The sequence below is a fragment of the Pseudomonas sp. G.S.17 genome (assembly GCF_038096165.1).
Taxonomy (GTDB): Bacteria; Pseudomonadota; Gammaproteobacteria; order Pseudomonadales; family Pseudomonadaceae; genus Aquipseudomonas.
In genome coordinates this window covers 4,610,849-4,628,314 of sequence record NZ_CP151076.1, presented here as the reverse complement: position 1 = coordinate 4,628,314, position 17,466 = coordinate 4,610,849, and the positions used below count along the sequence as shown (strand labels likewise).

General features: G+C 58.9%; 13 protein-coding genes. 8 read left to right on the top strand and 5 right to left on the bottom strand.

Annotation, left to right across the window (positions count from 1 at the left end; genetic code table 11):
* Positions 1 to 11: 11 nt before the first annotated feature.
* From AABC73_RS21535 to AABC73_RS21520, 4 genes are all read left to right on the top strand, one after another.
* Positions 12 to 614 (top strand): DsbA family protein, encoded by a 603-nt coding sequence (locus AABC73_RS21535; RefSeq protein WP_331150317.1) that lies wholly within the window; start codon positions 12 to 14, stop codon positions 612 to 614.
* Positions 544 to 2,427: an ABC transporter ATP-binding protein gene (locus tag AABC73_RS21530; protein WP_341520871.1), complete on the top strand. Its 1,884-nt coding sequence runs from the start codon at positions 544 to 546 to the stop codon at positions 2,425 to 2,427. Before AABC73_RS21535 ends, AABC73_RS21530 begins: the two co-directional genes overlap by 71 nt.
* A 238-nt stretch (positions 2,428 to 2,665) precedes the next feature.
* On the top strand, positions 2,666 to 5,128 hold the full coding sequence (locus tag AABC73_RS21525; protein ID WP_341520870.1) for an EAL domain-containing protein: 2,463 nt from the start codon (positions 2,666 to 2,668) through the stop codon (positions 5,126 to 5,128).
* Positions 5,129 to 5,165: 37 nt separating this feature from the next.
* Positions 5,166 to 5,948, top strand: a complete 783-nt coding sequence (locus AABC73_RS21520) for an iron-containing redox enzyme family protein (RefSeq protein WP_341520869.1) — start codon at positions 5,166 to 5,168, stop codon at positions 5,946 to 5,948.
* A 3-nt stretch (positions 5,949 to 5,951) separates the two neighbouring features.
* Here the strand turns inward: AABC73_RS21520 and AABC73_RS21515 are convergent, their stop codons facing one another.
* The 5 genes from AABC73_RS21515 to AABC73_RS21495 all read right to left on the bottom strand — a co-directional run bounded on the left by AABC73_RS21515 (position 5,952) and on the right by AABC73_RS21495 (position 10,811).
* Entirely contained in the window at positions 5,952 to 6,893 is a 942-nt protein-coding gene (locus AABC73_RS21515) for a GGDEF domain-containing protein (protein ID WP_341520868.1), read from the bottom strand.
* A 233-nt stretch (positions 6,894 to 7,126) separates the two neighbouring features.
* Positions 7,127 to 7,867 carry a YciK family oxidoreductase gene (locus tag AABC73_RS21510; RefSeq protein WP_341520867.1) on the bottom strand — a complete coding sequence of 247 codons (741 nt, stop codon included), beginning with the start codon at positions 7,865 to 7,867 and terminating at the stop codon, positions 7,127 to 7,129.
* A gap of 166 nt (positions 7,868 to 8,033) precedes the next feature.
* Positions 8,034 to 8,705, bottom strand: coding sequence for an N-acetylmuramic acid 6-phosphate phosphatase MupP (gene mupP, locus AABC73_RS21505; protein WP_331150233.1), 672 nt, complete (start codon positions 8,703 to 8,705; stop codon positions 8,034 to 8,036).
* A 3-nt stretch (positions 8,706 to 8,708) separates the two neighbouring features.
* Positions 8,709 to 9,407 carry a bifunctional 2-polyprenyl-6-hydroxyphenol methylase/3-demethylubiquinol 3-O-methyltransferase UbiG gene (ubiG, locus tag AABC73_RS21500; RefSeq protein WP_065832019.1) on the bottom strand — a complete coding sequence of 233 codons (699 nt, stop codon included), beginning with the start codon at positions 9,405 to 9,407 and terminating at the stop codon, positions 8,709 to 8,711.
* Between the two features lie 63 nt (positions 9,408 to 9,470).
* Positions 9,471 to 10,811: a TRZ/ATZ family hydrolase gene (locus tag AABC73_RS21495; RefSeq protein ID WP_341520866.1), complete on the bottom strand. Its 1,341-nt coding sequence runs from the start codon at positions 10,809 to 10,811 to the stop codon at positions 9,471 to 9,473.
* Between the two features lie 119 nt (positions 10,812 to 10,930).
* Here AABC73_RS21495 and mtnA point away from each other — a divergent pair, with 119 nt between their 5' ends.
* The 4 genes from mtnA to pheA all read left to right on the top strand — a co-directional run bounded on the left by mtnA (position 10,931) and on the right by pheA (position 17,456).
* On the top strand, positions 10,931 to 12,007 hold the full coding sequence (gene mtnA, locus AABC73_RS21490) for an S-methyl-5-thioribose-1-phosphate isomerase (protein WP_341520865.1): 1,077 nt from the start codon (positions 10,931 to 10,933) through the stop codon (positions 12,005 to 12,007).
* A gap of 305 nt (positions 12,008 to 12,312) precedes the next feature.
* Positions 12,313 to 15,132, top strand: a complete 2,820-nt coding sequence (gene gyrA, locus AABC73_RS21485; RefSeq protein ID WP_341520864.1) for a DNA gyrase subunit A — start codon at positions 12,313 to 12,315, stop codon at positions 15,130 to 15,132.
* Between the two features lie 144 nt (positions 15,133 to 15,276).
* Positions 15,277 to 16,362, top strand: coding sequence for a 3-phosphoserine/phosphohydroxythreonine transaminase (serC, locus tag AABC73_RS21480; protein ID WP_341520863.1), 1,086 nt, complete (start codon positions 15,277 to 15,279; stop codon positions 16,360 to 16,362).
* Positions 16,362 to 17,456 carry a prephenate dehydratase gene (pheA, locus tag AABC73_RS21475; RefSeq protein WP_047572351.1) on the top strand — a complete coding sequence of 365 codons (1,095 nt, stop codon included), beginning with the start codon at positions 16,362 to 16,364 and terminating at the stop codon, positions 17,454 to 17,456. The genes serC and pheA overlap by 1 nt, the downstream gene beginning before the upstream one ends.
* Positions 17,457 to 17,466: the final 10 nt, after the last annotated feature.

The following is a 17,466-nucleotide window of genomic DNA, read 5'->3' as shown; positions in this document are numbered from 1 at the left end:
TGATGGACCCGATGTGTTCCTGGTGCTGGGGCTTTGCCGATGTGGCCAAGGCGCTGGTGGAGCAGGCGCAGGCGGGTGGCATGACCTTGCAATTGGTGATGGGCGGGTTGCGCACCGGCAGCGGTGCCGCGCTGGAGCCGGCAACCCGTCGGTATATCCTCGAACACTGGCAGGCCGTGGCGCAAACCACCGGGCAACCCTTTCGGTTTGACGATGCGTTGCCTGATGGTTTTGTCTACGACACCGAGCCTGCCTGTCGGGCGGTGGTGGCTGCGCGCAGCCTTGATCCGGACAGCGCGTGGCGCCTGGTCAGACTCATTCAACAAGCGTTCTATCTTGATGGCCGCGATGTAACCCAGGCCGCGTTGCTGACCGAACTGGCCGAGCAGGCTGGCTTGCCACGCATTGAATTCGCCGAGGCGTTCGACAGCGCTGAGCAGCATGCCGCGACGGCTGCTGATTTTGCCTGGGTCCAGGACCTCGGTATCGCCGGTTTTCCGACCTTGCTGGCTGAGCGCAACGGTCAGCTGGCGTTGCTGACCAATGGTTATCAATCCCTGGAAGATCTCTCGCCGCTGCTCGGTCGATGGCTGGAGCGTGCCGCCTGTGCATGAACCCGAGCAACCTGGCAGCGAACAGTCCGGGCGCATTGATCGGCTGAGCTGGGCAGAAATTCGACGTCTGGCCACGCGCCATAAAAAAGCTTTGTGGATCGCCAATGGCGTAGCGGTGCTGGCGACCTTGTGCAGCGTGCCGATTCCATTGCTGCTGCCGTTGCTGGTGGATGAGGTGCTGCTCGGGCATGGTGACAGCGCCCTCAAATTCATGAACCACTTCCTGCCCGGCAGCCTGCAAACCTCGGTCGGCTATATCGGCCTGATGCTGCTCGCCACGGTGTGCCTGCGCCTGGGTGCGCTGGTGTTCAACGTCATTCAGGCACGGCTTTTCGCCCGGTTGTCCAAGGACATCGTCTACCGGGTTCGTATCCGGCTGATCGAGCGGCTCAAGCGGATATCCCTGGGTGAATATGAAAGCCTCGGCGGTGGCACCGTGACCACGCATCTGGTCACCGATCTCGACACCGTGGACAAATTCATCGGCGACACGCTCAGCCGCTTTTTGGTTGCCATGCTGACCCTGGCCGGAACTGCGGGGATTCTGGTGTGGATGCACTGGCAGCTTGCCCTGTTGATCATGCTGTTCAACCCGCTGGTGATTTATGCCACGGTCAAGCTGGGCAAGCGGGTCAAGCATCTGAAGAAGCAGGAAAACGACAGCACCTCGCGCTTTACCCAGGCCCTGACTGAAACCCTGGACTCGATCCAGGAAGTTCGCGCCGGCAATCGTCAGGGCTACTTTCTCGGACGGCTTGGGCTGCGCGCCCAGGAAGTTCGCGATTACGCCATCGCCTCGCAATGGAAAAGCGATGCTTCAAGCCGTGCCAGCGGGCTGTTGTTTCAGTTCGGCATCGATATCTTTCGTGCCGCAGCGATGCTCACAGTATTGTTTTCCGATTTGTCCATCGGGCAGATGCTCGCGGTGTTCAGTTACCTGTGGTTCATGATCGGTCCGGTCGAGCAATTATTGAATCTGCAATACGCCTGGTACGCCGCTGGCGGCGCACTGACGCGGATCAACGAGTTGCTGGCTCGCGCCGACGAGCCGCAATATCCGGGCGGTGTCGATCCGTTTGCGGAGCAGGAAACCGTCGGCGTTGAAATTCGCGGCCTGAGTTTCGCCTATGGCGAAGAGAATGTTCTGGACCAATTGAACCTGACCATCGCCCCCGGCGAGAAAGTCGCCATCGTGGGTGCCAGTGGCGGCGGTAAAAGCACGCTGGTGCAACTGCTGCTGGGGCTGTACACGGCGCAATCCGGCACGATCCGTTTCGGTGGGGCGAGCCTGGAGGAAATCGGTCTGGAAACTGTCCGGGAAAACGTCGCAGTGGTTCTGCAACATCCCGCGCTGTTCAACGACACGGTGCGCGCCAACCTGAGCATGGGCCGCGAGCGCAGCGACGAAGCCTGCTGGCGGGCGCTGGAGATTGCTCAACTGGCGCCGACGATTCGCGCCTTCCCCGATGGGCTGGACAGTATCGTCGGGCGTTCCGGGGTGCGCTTGTCGGGCGGGCAGCGCCAGCGATTGGCCATCGCCAGAATGGTGTTGTCCGACCCCAAGGTGGTGATCCTCGACGAAGCCACCTCGGCGCTGGATGCCGCGACTGAATACAGCCTGCATCAAGCCTTGTCGCGCTTCCTTCACGGGCGCACGACGCTGATCATCGCGCACCGCCTGTCAGCTGTGAAACAGGCGGATCGGGTGCTGGTGTTCGATGGCGGCAGTATTGCCGAAGAGGGTGTTCATCAACAGCTGATTGCCGATGGCGGACTGTACGCCAGGCTTTACGGGCATCTGCAACATATCTGACGCACGCCGATTCAGCGGCGCTCAGGATTTTCCCGAAACAATACCGAGAACTAACGTCCTCCTGATCCGTCTTCTTTATCAGGCGCTGCGTCATGATCGCGGCGTGGCGCCGGCCTGTTTCATAGTTGAGAAAATCCTCCGACCTTTTCATGGAATTAGCCTAGTCTGAGGCAAGGATGAAATTGATCAGGCCGCTTGTTGAGCATCTGGCAACGCTAACGCTTATGAAAGGGAAACCATGAGGCAAAAGCGGATACTCGAAAAGCCCCGGCTGCTGGGGGTCGTCTGGCCATTTATTGCTGTTGCGTTGTTCCAGGCTTTGCTTGGCTGCGTCAGCCTGTACACGCTGTCAGCCGTGCGCAGCTATGTCGCCGGCGAGAGCCTCTGGTCCAAAGGGCAAAAGGACGCCATCTTTTACCTGAGTCTTTACGCCAACAGCCGTGACGAGCTCGACTATCTCAACTATCAACAAGCCATCGCCGTGCCCAAGGGCGGCCATCTGGCGCGACTGGCACTGGACCAACCCAAGCCGGCACTCGATCTTGCGCGGCAAGGCATCTTGCAGGGCGGCAACGACCCCGACGATGTTTCTGGAATCATTTGGCTGTACCTGAATTTTCAGCACTATGGCTATATGCAAAAGGCCGTGGATCTGTGGGTTCAAGGCGACGACTACTTGACGCAACTGGATGATATTGCGCACCAGATGCATGAGCGCATCAACTCGGGCGAAGCCACTTACGGCGATGCCGTGCGCTGGCGAACCGATATCATTACGATCAATGAAAATGTGACGCCTACGGCGAAAGCCTTCAGCGACGCGCTGGGCGCAGGATCGAGGAGTATTCTGCGGCTGTTATTGATCGTCAATCTTGCGACTGCCGTGGTCCTGATCATTCTGGCTTTGTTGCGAACCGACAAGCTGCTCGCCCAGCGACACGCATTTGCCGATGCATTGCAGATCGAGAAGGAACGGGCGCAAATCACCCTGGAATCCATTGGCGAAGGGGTCATCACGACGGACGTCGAAGGCTCGATCGTCTACATGAACCCGGCGGCTGAAAGGTTGACGCACTGGAAGAATGGCCAGGCCAGCGGATTGCCTCTGGCGGCGTTATTCAGCCTGCTTGACGAAAATGATCAGAAGGACAGCCATAGCCTGATCGAGCGCATCCTCAGCGGCAAATTGATTGGCGGCAGCGAACATTCCAAGTTGATTCAGCGGCTCGACGGCAGCACGGTCTCGGTCGCTTTGGTGGGTTCACCGATCCAGACCGATGGCAATATCAGCGGTACCGTGCTGGTGCTGCACGACATGACGCAGGAGCACCAATACATTGCCAATCTGTCCTGGCAGGCCACCCACGATGCGCTGACCGGTCTCGCCAATCGACGGGAGTTCGAGCAGCGTCTGGATCTCGCGCTGATCGGTCTGACCCGTCAGCCGAATCGGCATTCGGTGATGTACCTGGATCTTGATCAATTCAAATTGGTCAACGACACCAGCGGGCATGCGGCGGGTGATGAGCTGTTGCGGCATATCTGCGCGTTGCTGCAGCAAAGCCTGCGTGAAGGCGACACCCTCGCCAGACTGGGCGGCGACGAGTTCGGCATATTGCTGGAAGACTGCCCGCCGCTACTGGCGGAAAAGATCGCCGAAACCCTGCGCCAGACCGTGCAAAGCCTGCATTTTGTCTGGAAAGGCCGGCCGTTTGTCACCACCGTCAGCATCGGCCTGGTGCATATCTCCCATGTTCCAACCACCCTTGAGGCTTCGCTGCGCGCCGCTGATATGGCGTGCTACATGGCCAAGGAAAAGGGCCGCAATCGCGTGCAGGTCTATCACGCAGACGATTCAGAGGTCTCCGTGCGTTTCGGCGAGATGGCCTGGATCCAGCGCTTGCATCTGGCCCTGGAAGAAAACCGCTTCTGCCTGTATGCCCAGGAAATCTCCGACATCAGCCAAGGCGGCGGCCAGGCGGGACATATCGAGATCCTGCTGCGGTTGCGTGACGAGTCCGGGCGGATGATCCAGCCCGACAGTTTTATCCCGGCCGCCGAACGCTATGGCTTGATGACCACACTGGATCGCTGGGTGGTGCAGAACGTGTTCAAGATCATTGCGCAATGCGCCGAGGATAAAAGCTACGACGGCCCGCTGGTGGTCTGTGCGATCAACCTGTCCGGTTCCAGTATTGGTGACGATGCATTTCTTGAATACCTGAAGCTGCAATTTCGCACTTATGAAATCGCACCTTCATCGATTTGCTTCGAAATCACCGAAACCAGCGCCATCGCCAATCTGGGAAGTGCAATTCGTTTCATCAATGAATTGAAAAGCCTGGGGTGCCAGTTTTCACTCGATGACTTTTGTGCCGGAATGTCGTCGTTTGCATACCTCAAACACTTGCCCGTGGACTTTTTGAAGATCGACGGAAGTTTTGTCAAAGACATGCTCGACAATCCCATCAATAGAGCTATGGTCGAAGTGATCAATCACATTGGTCATGTCATGGGCAAGCGCACCATTGCCGAGTTTGTCGAGACACCGGAAATTGAAGAGGCATTGCGGGAAATTGGAGTGGACTTTGCCCAAGGATTTCTGATCGAGCGTCCAGCATTGTTTACCTGTGAAAGTCTGCGCCCCCGGCCAGTGCGGAGCAAAACATTGCTGTTCAGCACGCCCGGAATATTTCGCTGACCCTTACTGAAACCTACAGCAAAAAAGGAGCCACCCAGTGATCGACGCTTTCAGCAGAAACGGTCCGCTTATGGAAGCCAGTAGTTATCCAGTTTGGGCACAGCAGCTAATCCAGGAATGCAGCAGTGCCAAATCGAAGGTCGTCGAACATGAGCTGTATCGACGTATGCGTGACGGCCAACTTAGTCCGAAGATCATGCGTCAGTATTTGATTGGCGGATGGCCGGTAGTTGAACAGTTCGCGGTATATATGGCTAACAATCTAGCCAAGACCCGTTTCGCCCGCCATCCCGGTGAAGATATGGCGCGGCGCTGGCTGATGCGCAATATTCGGGTGGAACTCAATCACGCCGATTACTGGATCAACTGGAGTGAGGCTCACGGCGTTTCTCTGGATGACCTGAAGGCGCAGCGGGTATCGCCGCACTTACATGCGTTAAGTCATTGGTGTTGGCATACCAGCTCGGCCGATTCGCTTATCGTGGCAATCGCGGCGACGAACTACGCCATCGAGGGCGCTACGGGGGAATGGTCGGCAGTGGTGTGTTCCAGCGGCGAGTACGCGGAGTCGTTTCCGCAAGAGTCAAGAAAGCGCGCCATGAAGTGGCTGAAGATGCACGCGCAATACGACGATTCGCATCCATGGGAGGCGCTGGAGATCATCTGCACCCTGGCGGGTAACAACCCGAGTCAGCACTTGCAGGCTGAGTTGCGGCAGGCAGTCATCAAGAGTTATGACTATATGTTCTTGTTTCTGGAGCACTGCATGCAACTGGACAAGGCGGCGCAGCGTACGCGGGCGGCCGAGCTTGAAAGCTGAGGATTAACTTGCCATGGCCAGCCGATTACGGCCTTCGCGCTTTGCGACATAGAGCGCGGCATCGGCACGACGCAACAGGCTGTCGGCAGACTCTGCCGGCAGCAGTGTCGAACATCCGAGGCTGACGGTCAGCTCCAGCGGATGGTCCAGAATCGGGTAGATCAAGTCGTGCGAAGCCTGACGCAGGCGTTCACCGATCATTGCCGCGGATTCGCGGCCGGTGTTCGACAGCACAATCAGGAACTCTTCACCGCCGTAGCGGAAGACCCGGTCGATATTGCGCAGCTGCCCTTTGATCGCCAGTGAAATAGCCTTGAGTACTTCATCACCCGAGGAATGCCCGTAAGTATCGTTGACCTGCTTGAAGTGGTCGATGTCCAGCATCAGCAACGACAACGGCTGCTTGTGGCGACGGGCGACTTCGATTTCCCGAGACAGGGTCTGGTCCATCGCAATCCGGTTACCCGCACCGGTCAACGGATCGCGCAGGGCGCTCTGCGTGGCAGAGCGGTACAGCAGCGCATTACGCATCGGGAACAGCAGGCAGGCCAGCAGCGACTCAAGGTCTGCGAGCTCTTGCTCGGTAAACCGTTGGTTACGCTGGAACAGCAGGGTTCCCAGGTATTCGCCTTCGTTACTCAGGCTGTAGTTCGCGCTGTGATGCGAGCGTTCGCCGAGCTGCAGATGCAAATCGCTGTCACGGTGGTCATAGGTCAGTGCACTGAGGGACATCCAGCGCTGCACGCCTTGAAAAAAAATCGAGAGGACCCGTTCCACTTCCAGACTGGTCTGTAAATGCAGGCCGAGTTGATGTATCAACTGGGGCAAGTCGACAGGCGGCGGTACGATGTGTTGACTTTGCCTATTACAAAAACCCAGTCGTTGCAATTTGGCGGCGTCGAAATCAATAGCGTTGGTATTGTTGGTCTGGGTAGGAGAAATCATGGTCTCACTCCTCAGCACATATTGCTGGCTTGGCTCGGTTAGAGCGAAACTTATGCAATCAAGTTCATTTATATATATGACTTTGAGTTCAGATAGATATTGAACCGAATTGCCAAAGGCTGGTCGTCAGGCGACAGTTAAATGACAGTAAGAGTGAGCCAGATATTTGACTGGCACTTGCCGGGGTAATGTGTGCCCGGGCAAATGCCTGTAATCATTGTTGATCAAACGGTTTATTGGGCGTTGTAAGCCTGGCCGTTTACCCCTGTGCTGTCGGGACCCATCAGGTACAGATAGACCGGCATGATTTCTTCGGGCGTCGGGTTATTCAGCGGGTTTTCGGCGGGATAGGCATGGGCGCGCATGCTGGTGCGGGTTCCGCCGGGGTTGATGCTGTTGGAGCGCACCGCCGCGACGGTGTCGAGTTCGTCGGCGAGGGTTTGCATCAGGCCTTCAGTGGCGAACTTGGACACGCCATAAGCGCCCCAGTAAGCACGACCCTTGCGTCCGACGCTGCTGGAGGTGAACACCACCGACGCATCCGTGGACAGTTTAAGCAGTGGCAACAGCGTGCTGGTCAGCATGAACATCGCGTTGACGTTGATCTGCATGACACGCATGAAGTTCTCGCCGGACAGCTGCTCCAGCGGCGTGCGCGGGCCGATGATCGACGCATTGTGCAGCAGGCCGTCCAGGTGACCGAATTCAGTTTCGATCATCGCTGCCAGTTCATCGTATTGATGAGGCTGGGCAGTTTCCAGGTTGAACGGGATTACCACCGGTTGGGGATGGCCAGCCGCTTCGATCTCGTCATAGACCTGAGTCAGATTGGCTTCGGTCTTGCCCAGCAGCAGCACGGTCGCGCCGTGGGCCGCGTAGGTTTTGGCAGCAGCTGCACCAATGCCGCGACCGGCACCGGTAATAAGAATTATCCGACCGGTCAGCAGGTCAGGACGAGGGGAGTAATCGAACATGGGTTACCTCTTTAATTCGTACGCGACGAAATTACTCCGTTGACGCAAGGCTCGCTGTAGGACCGGCTTTAGCCGGGAGGGCAAATGACGCCTTCGCGACTAAGTCGCTCCTACGGCCGATTCGCGGGCAAGCCTCGCTCCAACGGATCTTGCATTCAAATGAGCCTCAGCACCCGCACAACGCGTTATCCAGCACCTTGCGCAGGTCCAGCGGATGATCGACCACTACATCCGCACCCCAATGATCGGGATTGTCATGCGGATGGATATAGCCGTAGCGCACGGCGGCGGTTTTGGTACCCGCATCGCGACCGGATTCGATGTCACGCAGGTCGTCACCGACAAACAGCACGCTGGCCGGGTCCAGGTCGAGCATCTTGCAGGCCAGGATCAGCGGTTCCGGATGGGGTTTGCTGTGGGTGACGTGATCCGGGCAGATCAGCAGTGCCGAGCGTTCCGCCAGCCCAAGCTGTTCCATGATCGGCTGGGCGAAACGCACCGGTTTGTTGGTGACAACGCCCCAGATCAGATTGGCTTTCTCGATGTCCGCCAACAGCTCGGCCATGCCATCGAACAGTTTGCTGTGGACCGCGCAGTCGCGCTGATAGCGTTCAAGGAACTCCAGGCGCAGCGCCTCGAACTCTTCGGCGTTGGGCGACAGGGCGAACGTCGCGGCGACCATCGCCTTGGCGCCGCCGGAAACCTCGTCACGAATCAGCTTGTCGTCTACCGCCGGCAGGCCGCGTTCCGCCAACATCGCCTGACAGATGGCGATGAAGTCCGGAGCGGTGTCGAGCAGGGTGCCGTCCATGTCGAATAGAACCGCTCTCAAACGCATGGCTTACGCCTCCCGCAGGGTCTGAATCATGTAGTTGACGTCGACATCCGACGCCAGCTTGTAATGCTTGGTCAGCGGGTTGTAAGTCAGGCCGATGATGTCCTTGACCTGCAGGCCGGCAGCACGGCTCCACGCACCCAGTTCGGAAGGGCGAATGAATTTCTTGAAATCGTGAGTGCCGCGCGGCAGCAGGCCCATGATGTATTCAGCGCCGACAATGGCGAACAGATACGCCTTGGGATTGCGGTTGATGGTCGAGAAGAACACCTGGCCGCCGGGTTTGACCATGCGGAAACAGGCGCGGATCACCGAGGAGGGATCAGGCACGTGTTCCAGCATTTCCAGGCAGGTCACCACGTCGAACTGCTCCGGCAGCTCCTCGGCCAGGTCTTCGGCGGTGATCTGCCGATATTCGACGCTGACGCCGGACTCCAGCTGGTGCAGTCGAGCCACCGCCAGCGGCGCTTCGCCCATGTCGATACCGGTAACCGTCGCGCCGCGCAGGGCCATGGCTTCACTGAGAATGCCGCCGCCACAGCCGACGTCGAGCACCTTCTTGCCGGCCAGATTGACGCGCTCGTCGATCCAGTTCACGCGCAGTGGATTGATATCGTGCAGCGGCTTGAATTCGCTGTTGCGATCCCACCAGCGATGGGCCAAGGCTTCGAATTTGGCGATTTCAGCGTGGTCGACGTTGCTCATGGGAAGTCCTCTTAAACTTGAAAAATCGTGTCGCCGGCTGGCAGTTGTGTCGCCAGCTCGGCTTTATTCGGTGTGGCCGGTGTGGCCTGAAATGCGCTGGCCCCAGGCTTTGGCGGTTTCGCACAGCGCCTGTTCATCCATGCGCGTCAAGCGGCGGTTTTCCAGCAACTGCTGGCCGGCCACCCAGACATGACTGACGCAATCACGGCCGGTGGCGTATATAAGCTGCGAGACCGGATCGTAAATCGGCTGCTGGGCCAGGCCGCTCAGATCGAAGGCGACGATATCTGCCGCCTTGCCGATCTCCAGCGAGCCGGTGACCTGCGCAATACCCAACGCGCGCGCGCCATTCAGCGTGGCCATGCGCAAGGCGCGATGGGCGTCCAGCGCCGTGGCAGAGCCAGCGACCGCTTTCGCCAACAGCGCTGCGGTGCGGGTTTCGCCCAGCAAATCCAGATCGTTGTTGCTCGCCGCGCCATCGGTGCCCACAGCTACATTGACGCCAGCCTGCCACAGACGTTCGACCGGGCAGAAACCGCTGGCCAGTTTCAGGTTCGACTCAGGGCAATGAATGACGCTGGAGTTGCTTTCTACTAGCAAAGCCATGTCCTCATCGCTGATTTGGGTCATGTGCACAGCCTGAAAGCGCGGCCCGAGCATGCCCAGGCGGTTCAGGCGGGCCAGCGGCCGCTCGCCGGTCAGCTCAACAGCTTGCCCGACTTCAAAGGCCGTTTCGTGAACATGCATCTGAATCATCGCGTCGAGTTCATCGGCGATGACCCGGATCTTCTCCAGGTTGTCATCGCCGATGGTGTACGGCGCGTGGGGGCCGAATGCGACTGTTATGCGCGGGTGATGGATCAGGTCGTTGAACAGCTCGACGCCGGTGTGCAGTGCTTCGTCGGTGGTGCGGGCGCCAGGAATCGGGAAATCCAGCACCGGTACGGTGATTTGCGCGCGCATGCCGCTGATATGCACGCGATCGGCGGCAACTTTCGGGAAGAAGTACATGTCCGAGAAACAGGTGATGCCACCTTTTATCTGCTCGGCAATCGCCAGATCGGTGCCGTCGCGAACAAAGTCTTCGTTGACCCATTTGCCTTCGGCGGGCCAGATGTGTTCTTCCAGCCAGGTCATCAAAGGCAAGTCGTCGGCCAGGCCACGAAACAGCGTCATCGCCGCGTGGCCGTGGGCGTTGATCAAGCCGGGGCTGAGCAACATGCCCGGCAATTCCAGGGTTTCCAGCGTCGTTTGCTTCATCGCTTCGGCGCGGGGACCGATATAAACGATACAGCCATCGCGAATACCCAGGCCGTGCTCCTTGAGCACCACGCCAGCAGGTTCGACCGGCACCAGCCAGGTGGGCAGGAGCAGGAGATCGAGGGGCGCTGAGGGGTTGAGCATGACTGGGTTTCCAGAGCTTATTACAGGGACGGCGAAGTATACCCGAGCGTCTTCGCGGGCGGCTCGCTATAATCGGCGGCTTTTGGTGTCCGGCATTGGTTTTTAGTATGGGGTGTGCAATGCGCGATCGACTTATGGCTGCGGAGAAGGTGAAAGCCATCGATTGGCGGGATGACGCTCTTCATCTGCTGGATCAGCGGGTTCTGCCGTTCCAGGAAATCTGGCTGGCCTATACCAGTGCCGCGGGCGTCGCCGAGGCGATTCGCTCGATGGTGGTACGTGGCGCGCCGGCAATCGGTATCAGCGCCGCCTATGGCGTCGTATTGGGCGCGCGTGCGCGGATTGCGGCAGGCGGCGATTGGGTGGCTGCGCTGGAGGAAGATTTTCAGGTGCTGGCGGATTCGCGACCTACGGCAGTCAATCTGTTCTGGGCGCTGAATCGCATGCGTGATCGCCTGCAGCGCGTCAAAGACAGCAATGACGCACTGCAGGCGCTGGAAGCCGAGGCGGTGGCGATTCACCTGAGTGATCGGGAAGCCAACCTGACCATGGCGCAACTGGGCGCCGATCTGATTCGCAAGCATCAAGGCAATCTGCAAACCGTCCTGACTCACTGCAATACCGGCGCACTGGCCACGGGTGGTTTCGGTACCGCTCTGGGCGTGATTCGTGCGGCGTACCTGGAAGGCATGATTGAGCGTGTCTACGCCGATGAAACCCGGCCATGGCTGCAAGGTTCGCGACTCACCGCCTGGGAGCTGGCCAACGAAGGCATTCCCGTGACCCTCAACGCCGATTCCGCCGCCGCACACCTGATGCGCACCAAAGGCATCACCTGGGTGATTGTCGGCGCGGACCGGATTACTGCCAATGGTGACGTGGCGAACAAGATCGGCACGTACCAACTGGCCGTGGCCGCCATGCATCACGGCGTGCGCTTCATGGTCGTTGCGCCGAGTTCGACCATCGACATGGACACCGCCAGCGGCGAAGACATCGTCATCGAAGAGCGCGAGGGTCGCGAACTGCTGGAAATAGGTGGGCAGCGGGTTGGCGCGGATGTTGATGCGTTCAATCCCGTTTTTGATGTGACCCCCGCTGACCTGATTGACGCGATCGTGACTGAAAAGGGCATCGTCGAACGTCCGGATGCCGCGAAAATGACTCAATTGATGTGCCGCAAACGCCTGCATTGAGTGCTTTGTTGCGCCATCAGTCGTTTGTCCTGAGGGGGCTATGCGGTCCTGTAAGCGATTCTCAGGCGTCTTACAGGGCCATGGCTCATTTTCAGGGCTTCCAAAGGATAGGTGCGTGGCGGCGTTTGTGGTAACATCCGGCGGTTTCCAAGGGTGCTATCCGTAGCCGCCCTTACTGCGCAGATCCAGAGCTTAACTCGTTGATTTGTCGTAAGTCGTTGCCAGGCAAATGCCAGCAGCGGCGAGCTTCGTTCGTCCCGCATGGATGTGACGAAGTTTCACCAGAAAAAGGAATCAGGCTTCTCATGGGCGAACTGGCCAAAGAAATCCTCCCGGTCAATATCGAAGACGAGCTGAAGCAGTCCTACCTCGACTACGCAATGAGCGTAATTGTGGGTCGGGCATTGCCGGATGCGCGCGATGGCTTGAAGCCCGTGCACCGGCGTGTGCTGTTCGCGATGAGCGAGCTGGGTAACGACTGGAACAAGCCGTACAAGAAATCCGCCCGTGTGGTCGGTGACGTTATCGGTAAGTACCACCCGCACGGCGACACCGCTGTCTATGACACCATCGTTCGTATGGCGCAGCCGTTCTCGCTGCGCTACCTGCTGGTAGACGGTCAGGGCAACTTCGGTTCGGTGGACGGCGACAACGCCGCCGCCATGCGATACACCGAAGTGCGCATGACCAAGCTGGCGCACGAGCTGCTGGCTGACCTGCATAAAGAAACCGTGGACTGGGTGCCGAACTACGACGGCACGGAAATGATCCCCGCGGTCATGCCAACCCGTATTCCCAACCTGCTGGTCAACGGTTCCAGCGGTATTGCCGTGGGCATGGCGACCAACATTCCGCCGCACAACCTCGGCGAAGTCATCGACGGTTGCCTGGCGCTCATCGACAACCCCGAGTTGTCGATTGACGAGTTGATGCAATACATTCCGGGCCCCGACTTCCCGACAGCCGCGATCATCAACGGTCGCGCCGGTATCGTCGAAGCCTATCGCACCGGTCGTGGCCGCATTTATATGCGCGCCCGCTCGATGGTGGAGGACATCGACAAGGTCGGTGGCCGCCAGCAGATCGTCATCACCGAGCTGCCGTACCAGCTGAACAAGGCCCGCCTGATCGAGAAGATCGCCGAGCTGGTTAAAGAGAAGAAACTCGAAGGCATCACCGAGCTGCGTGACGAGTCCGACAAAGACGGTATGCGCGTCGTGATCGAGCTGCGTCGTGGCGAAGTGCCTGAGGTTATCCTCAACAACCTCTATGCCCAGACCCAGCTGCAAGCGGTGTTCGGCATCAACATTGTTGCGTTGATCGACGGTCGCCCGCGAATCCTGAACCTCAAGGATCTGCTCGAAGCCTTCGTCCGTCACCGCCGCGAAGTCGTCACCCGTCGTACCGTGTTTGAGCTGCGCAAAGCCCGTGAACGTGGGCATTTGCTCGAAGGCCAGGCGGTTGCCCTGTCGAACATCGATCCGGTTATTGCCCTGATCAAGGCCTCGCCGACGCCGGCTGAAGCCAAGATCGGGCTGATTTCCACCGCCTGGGAATCCAGCGCCGTAGTGGAAATGGTCGAGCGTGCCGGTGCCGATTCATGCCGCCCGGACAACCTTGATCCGCAATACGGCCTGCGTGACGGCAAGTATTTCCTGTCGCCGGAACAGGCTCAGGCGATCCTTGAGCTGCGTCTGCACCGTCTGACCGGTCTGGAACACGAAAAACTGCTGACTGAGTATCAGGAAATCCTGGCCCAGATCGGCGAACTGCTGCGCATCCTCAACAGCGCCACGCGTCTGATGGAAGTCATCCGCGAAGAGCTGGAGCTGATCCGCGCCGAATACGGCGACGTGCGCCGCACCGAAATTCTCGATGCGCGCCTGGATCTGACGCTGGGTGACTTGATCACCGAAGAAGAGCGTGTCGTCACCATTTCCCACGGCGGTTATGCCAAGACCCAGCCATTGGCGGTCTATCAGGCGCAGCGTCGCGGCGGTAAAGGTAAATCGGCTACCGGCGTCAAGGATGAGGACTACATTGCTCACCTGCTGGTTGCCAACAGTCACACCACACTGCTGATGTTCTCCAGCAAGGGCAAGGTGTACTGGCTCAAGACATACGAAATCCCTGAAGCCTCCCGTGCTGCGCGCGGACGTCCGCTGGTCAACCTGCTGCCGCTCAGCGAAGGTGAATACATCACCACCATGCTGCCGGTAGACCTGGAAGCCATGCGCAAGCGTGCTGACGAGGAAGAAGGCGAGGTCATCGAAGGCGAAATCGACGACGCCGATATGAGTGAAGCGGGCACCGAGACCGAAGAAGAACGCAAGGCGCGTATCAAGGCCGCAGACAAGAAGAAGGCGCCGTTCATCTTCATGTCCACCGCCAACGGTACCGTCAAGAAAACTCCGCTGGTGGCTTTCAGCCGTCAACGTAGCGTCGGCCTCATCGCGCTGGAGCTGGACGAAGGCGACATCCTGATTTCCGCTGCCATTACCGATGGCGAGCAGGAAATCATGCTGTTCTCCGACGGCGGCAAGGTAACGCGCTTCAAGGAATCCGACGTTCGCGCCATGGGCCGTACCGCTCGCGGTGTGCGCGGCATGCGTCTGCCAGCAGGGCAGAAGCTGATTTCCATGCTGATCCCGGAAGAAGGCAGCGAGATCCTCACTGCTTCGGAACGTGGTTTCGGCAAGCGCACCGCGATCTCCGAGTTCCCTGAATACAAGCGTGGCGGTCAGGGCGTTATCGCCATGGTCAGCAACGAACGTAACGGCCGATTGGTCGGTGCGGTTCAGGTGCTCGACGGCGAGGAAATCATGCTGATTTCCGATCAGGGCACACTGGTTCGTACCCGTGTCGACGAAGTTTCCAGCCTGGGCCGTAATACCCAGGGCGTCACGCTGATCAAGCTGGCCAGCGACGAAAAACTGGTCGGTCTGGAGCGCGTGCAGGAGCCATCGGAAGTCGAAGGCGAAGAACTCGAAGGCGTTGAGCTGGACGGTGAAGAGCTGGAAGGCGACGCTATTGAAGGCGAAATCCTCGATATCGCAGAAGAAGGCGATGCCGGCGACGACCTGCAAGCCGACGCCGCGCCGGACGACGAAGAACCGCAGAGCTGATCTGATGTGTAAATAGCAGGGATCCCAAGGGTTTCCTGCAGGAGTTGCCGAAGGCTGCGAACGGTTCAAAACCGTTCGCAGCCTTCGGCACTTCCAACTTCAAATGACCCAAGCCTGAGAAATCAGCGCGTAGTGAGAGTGGATATGAGCAAGCGAGCCTTTAACTTCTGCGCAGGTCCTGCTGCGCTACCTGAAGCTGTTCTGCTGCGTGCCCAGGCGGAATTGCTGGACTGGCATGGCAAAGGCCTGTCCGTCATGGAAATGAGTCATCGCAGCGATGAATTCGTCTCCATTGCCACCAAGGCCGAGCAGGATCTGCGCGACCTCCTGACGATTCCCTCGAACTACAAAGTATTGTTCCTGCAAGGCGGCGCCAGTCAGCAGTTCGCCCAGATTGCACTGAACCTGCTGCCTGAAGAAGGCACCGCCGACTATATCGACACCGGTATCTGGTCGCAGAAAGCCATCGAAGAGGCATCGCGTTACGGCCACGTCAATGTTGCCGCGACCGCCAAGCCCTACGACTATTTCGCGATTCCCGGTCAGAACGAATGGCAGCTGTCCAAAGACGCGGCCTACGTGCATTACGCGCCGAATGAAACCATTGGCGGGCTGGAATTCAACTGGATTCCGGAAACCGGTGACGTGCCGCTGGTTGCCGACATGTCTTCGGACATCCTTTCGCGTCCGGTGGATATCTCCCGTTTCGGCATGATCTACGCTGGCGCGCAGAAAAACATCGGCCCGAGCGGCGTGGTGGTGGTGATCATTCGCGAAGACCTGCTGGGTCGCGCGCGTTCGCTGTGCCCGACCATGCTCAATTACAAGGTCGCGGCCGACAACGGCTCGATGTACAACACCCCGCCAACCCTGGCCTGGTACTTGTCCGGTCTGGTGTTCGAATGGCTGAAAGAGCAGGGTGGCGTCGAGGCCATCGGCAAGCTCAATGAAATCAAGCAGCGCACGCTGTATGACTTCATCGATGCCAGCGGCCTGTACAGCAACCCGATCAACAAGTCCGATCGCTCGTGGATGAACGTGCCGTTCCGGCTTGCCGATGATCGTCTGGACAAGCCGTTCCTGGTCGGTGCCGACGCTCGCGGGCTGCTCAACCTCAAGGGCCACCGCTCGGTCGGCGGCATGCGTGCCTCCATCTATAACGCCGTGGACATCACCGCCGTCAATGCGCTGATTGCCTACATGGCAGAGTTCGAGAAGGAACATGGCTAATGTCCGAACAAGAACTTAAGGCGCTGCGCGTTCGCATCGACAGCCTGGATGAAAAAGTCCTGGAGTTGATCAGTGAGCGCGCGCGCTGCGCGCAGGAAGTCGCACGGGTCAAGATGTCGACTCTGGCCGAAGGCGAAGTGCCGGTATTCTATCGCCCGGAGCGTGAAGCCCAGGTGCTCAAGCGTGTCATGGATCGCAATCGCGGTCCGTTGAGCAACGAAGAGATGGCGCGGCTGTTTCGCGAAATCATGTCGTCGTGTCTGGCCCTGGAACAACCGCTGAAAGTGGCTTATCTGGGCCCTGAAGGCACGTTTACCCAGGCCGCTGCGATCAAACACTTCGGCAACGCGGTGATCAGCCTGCCAATGGCGGCCATCGACGAAGTGTTCCGTGAAGTCGTCGCGGGTGCGGTGAATTTTGGCGTGGTTCCGGTGGAAAACTCCACCGAAGGCGCGGTCAACCATACGCTGGACAGCTTTCTCGAACACGACATGGTCATCTGTGGCGAAGTGGAGTTGCGTATTCACCACCATCTGCTGGTCGGCGAAAGCACCAAGACTGAAAGCATCAGCCGCATCTATTCCCACGCCCAGTCCCTGGCCCAGTGCCGCAAGTGGCTGGACGCGCACTACCCGAATGTCGAGCGCGTCGCTGTCGCCAGCAACGCCGAAGCCGCCAAGCGGGTCAAGGGCGAGTGGAATTCGGCGGCCATTGCCGGCGATATGGCTGCTGGTCTGTATGGCTTGACCCGGCTGGCAGAAAAGATCGAAGACCGTCCGGACAACTCCACCCGGTTCCTGATCATCGGCAACCAGGAAGTGCCGCCGACCGGCGACGACAAGACCTCGATCATTGTGTCGATGAGCAACAAGCCCGGCGCGCTGCATGAGCTGCTGGTGCCGTTCCATCAGAACGGAATCGACCTGACCCGCATCGAGACGCGCCCTTCGCGCAGCGGTAAGTGGACCTACGTATTCTTTATCGATTTCGTCGGCCACCATCGCGATCCGTTGGTCAAGGCCGTGCTGGAGCAGATCAGTCAGGAAGCCGTGGCGCTCAAGGTGCTGGGTTCCTACCCGAAAGCAGTTCTCTAAAGGGGCCAGA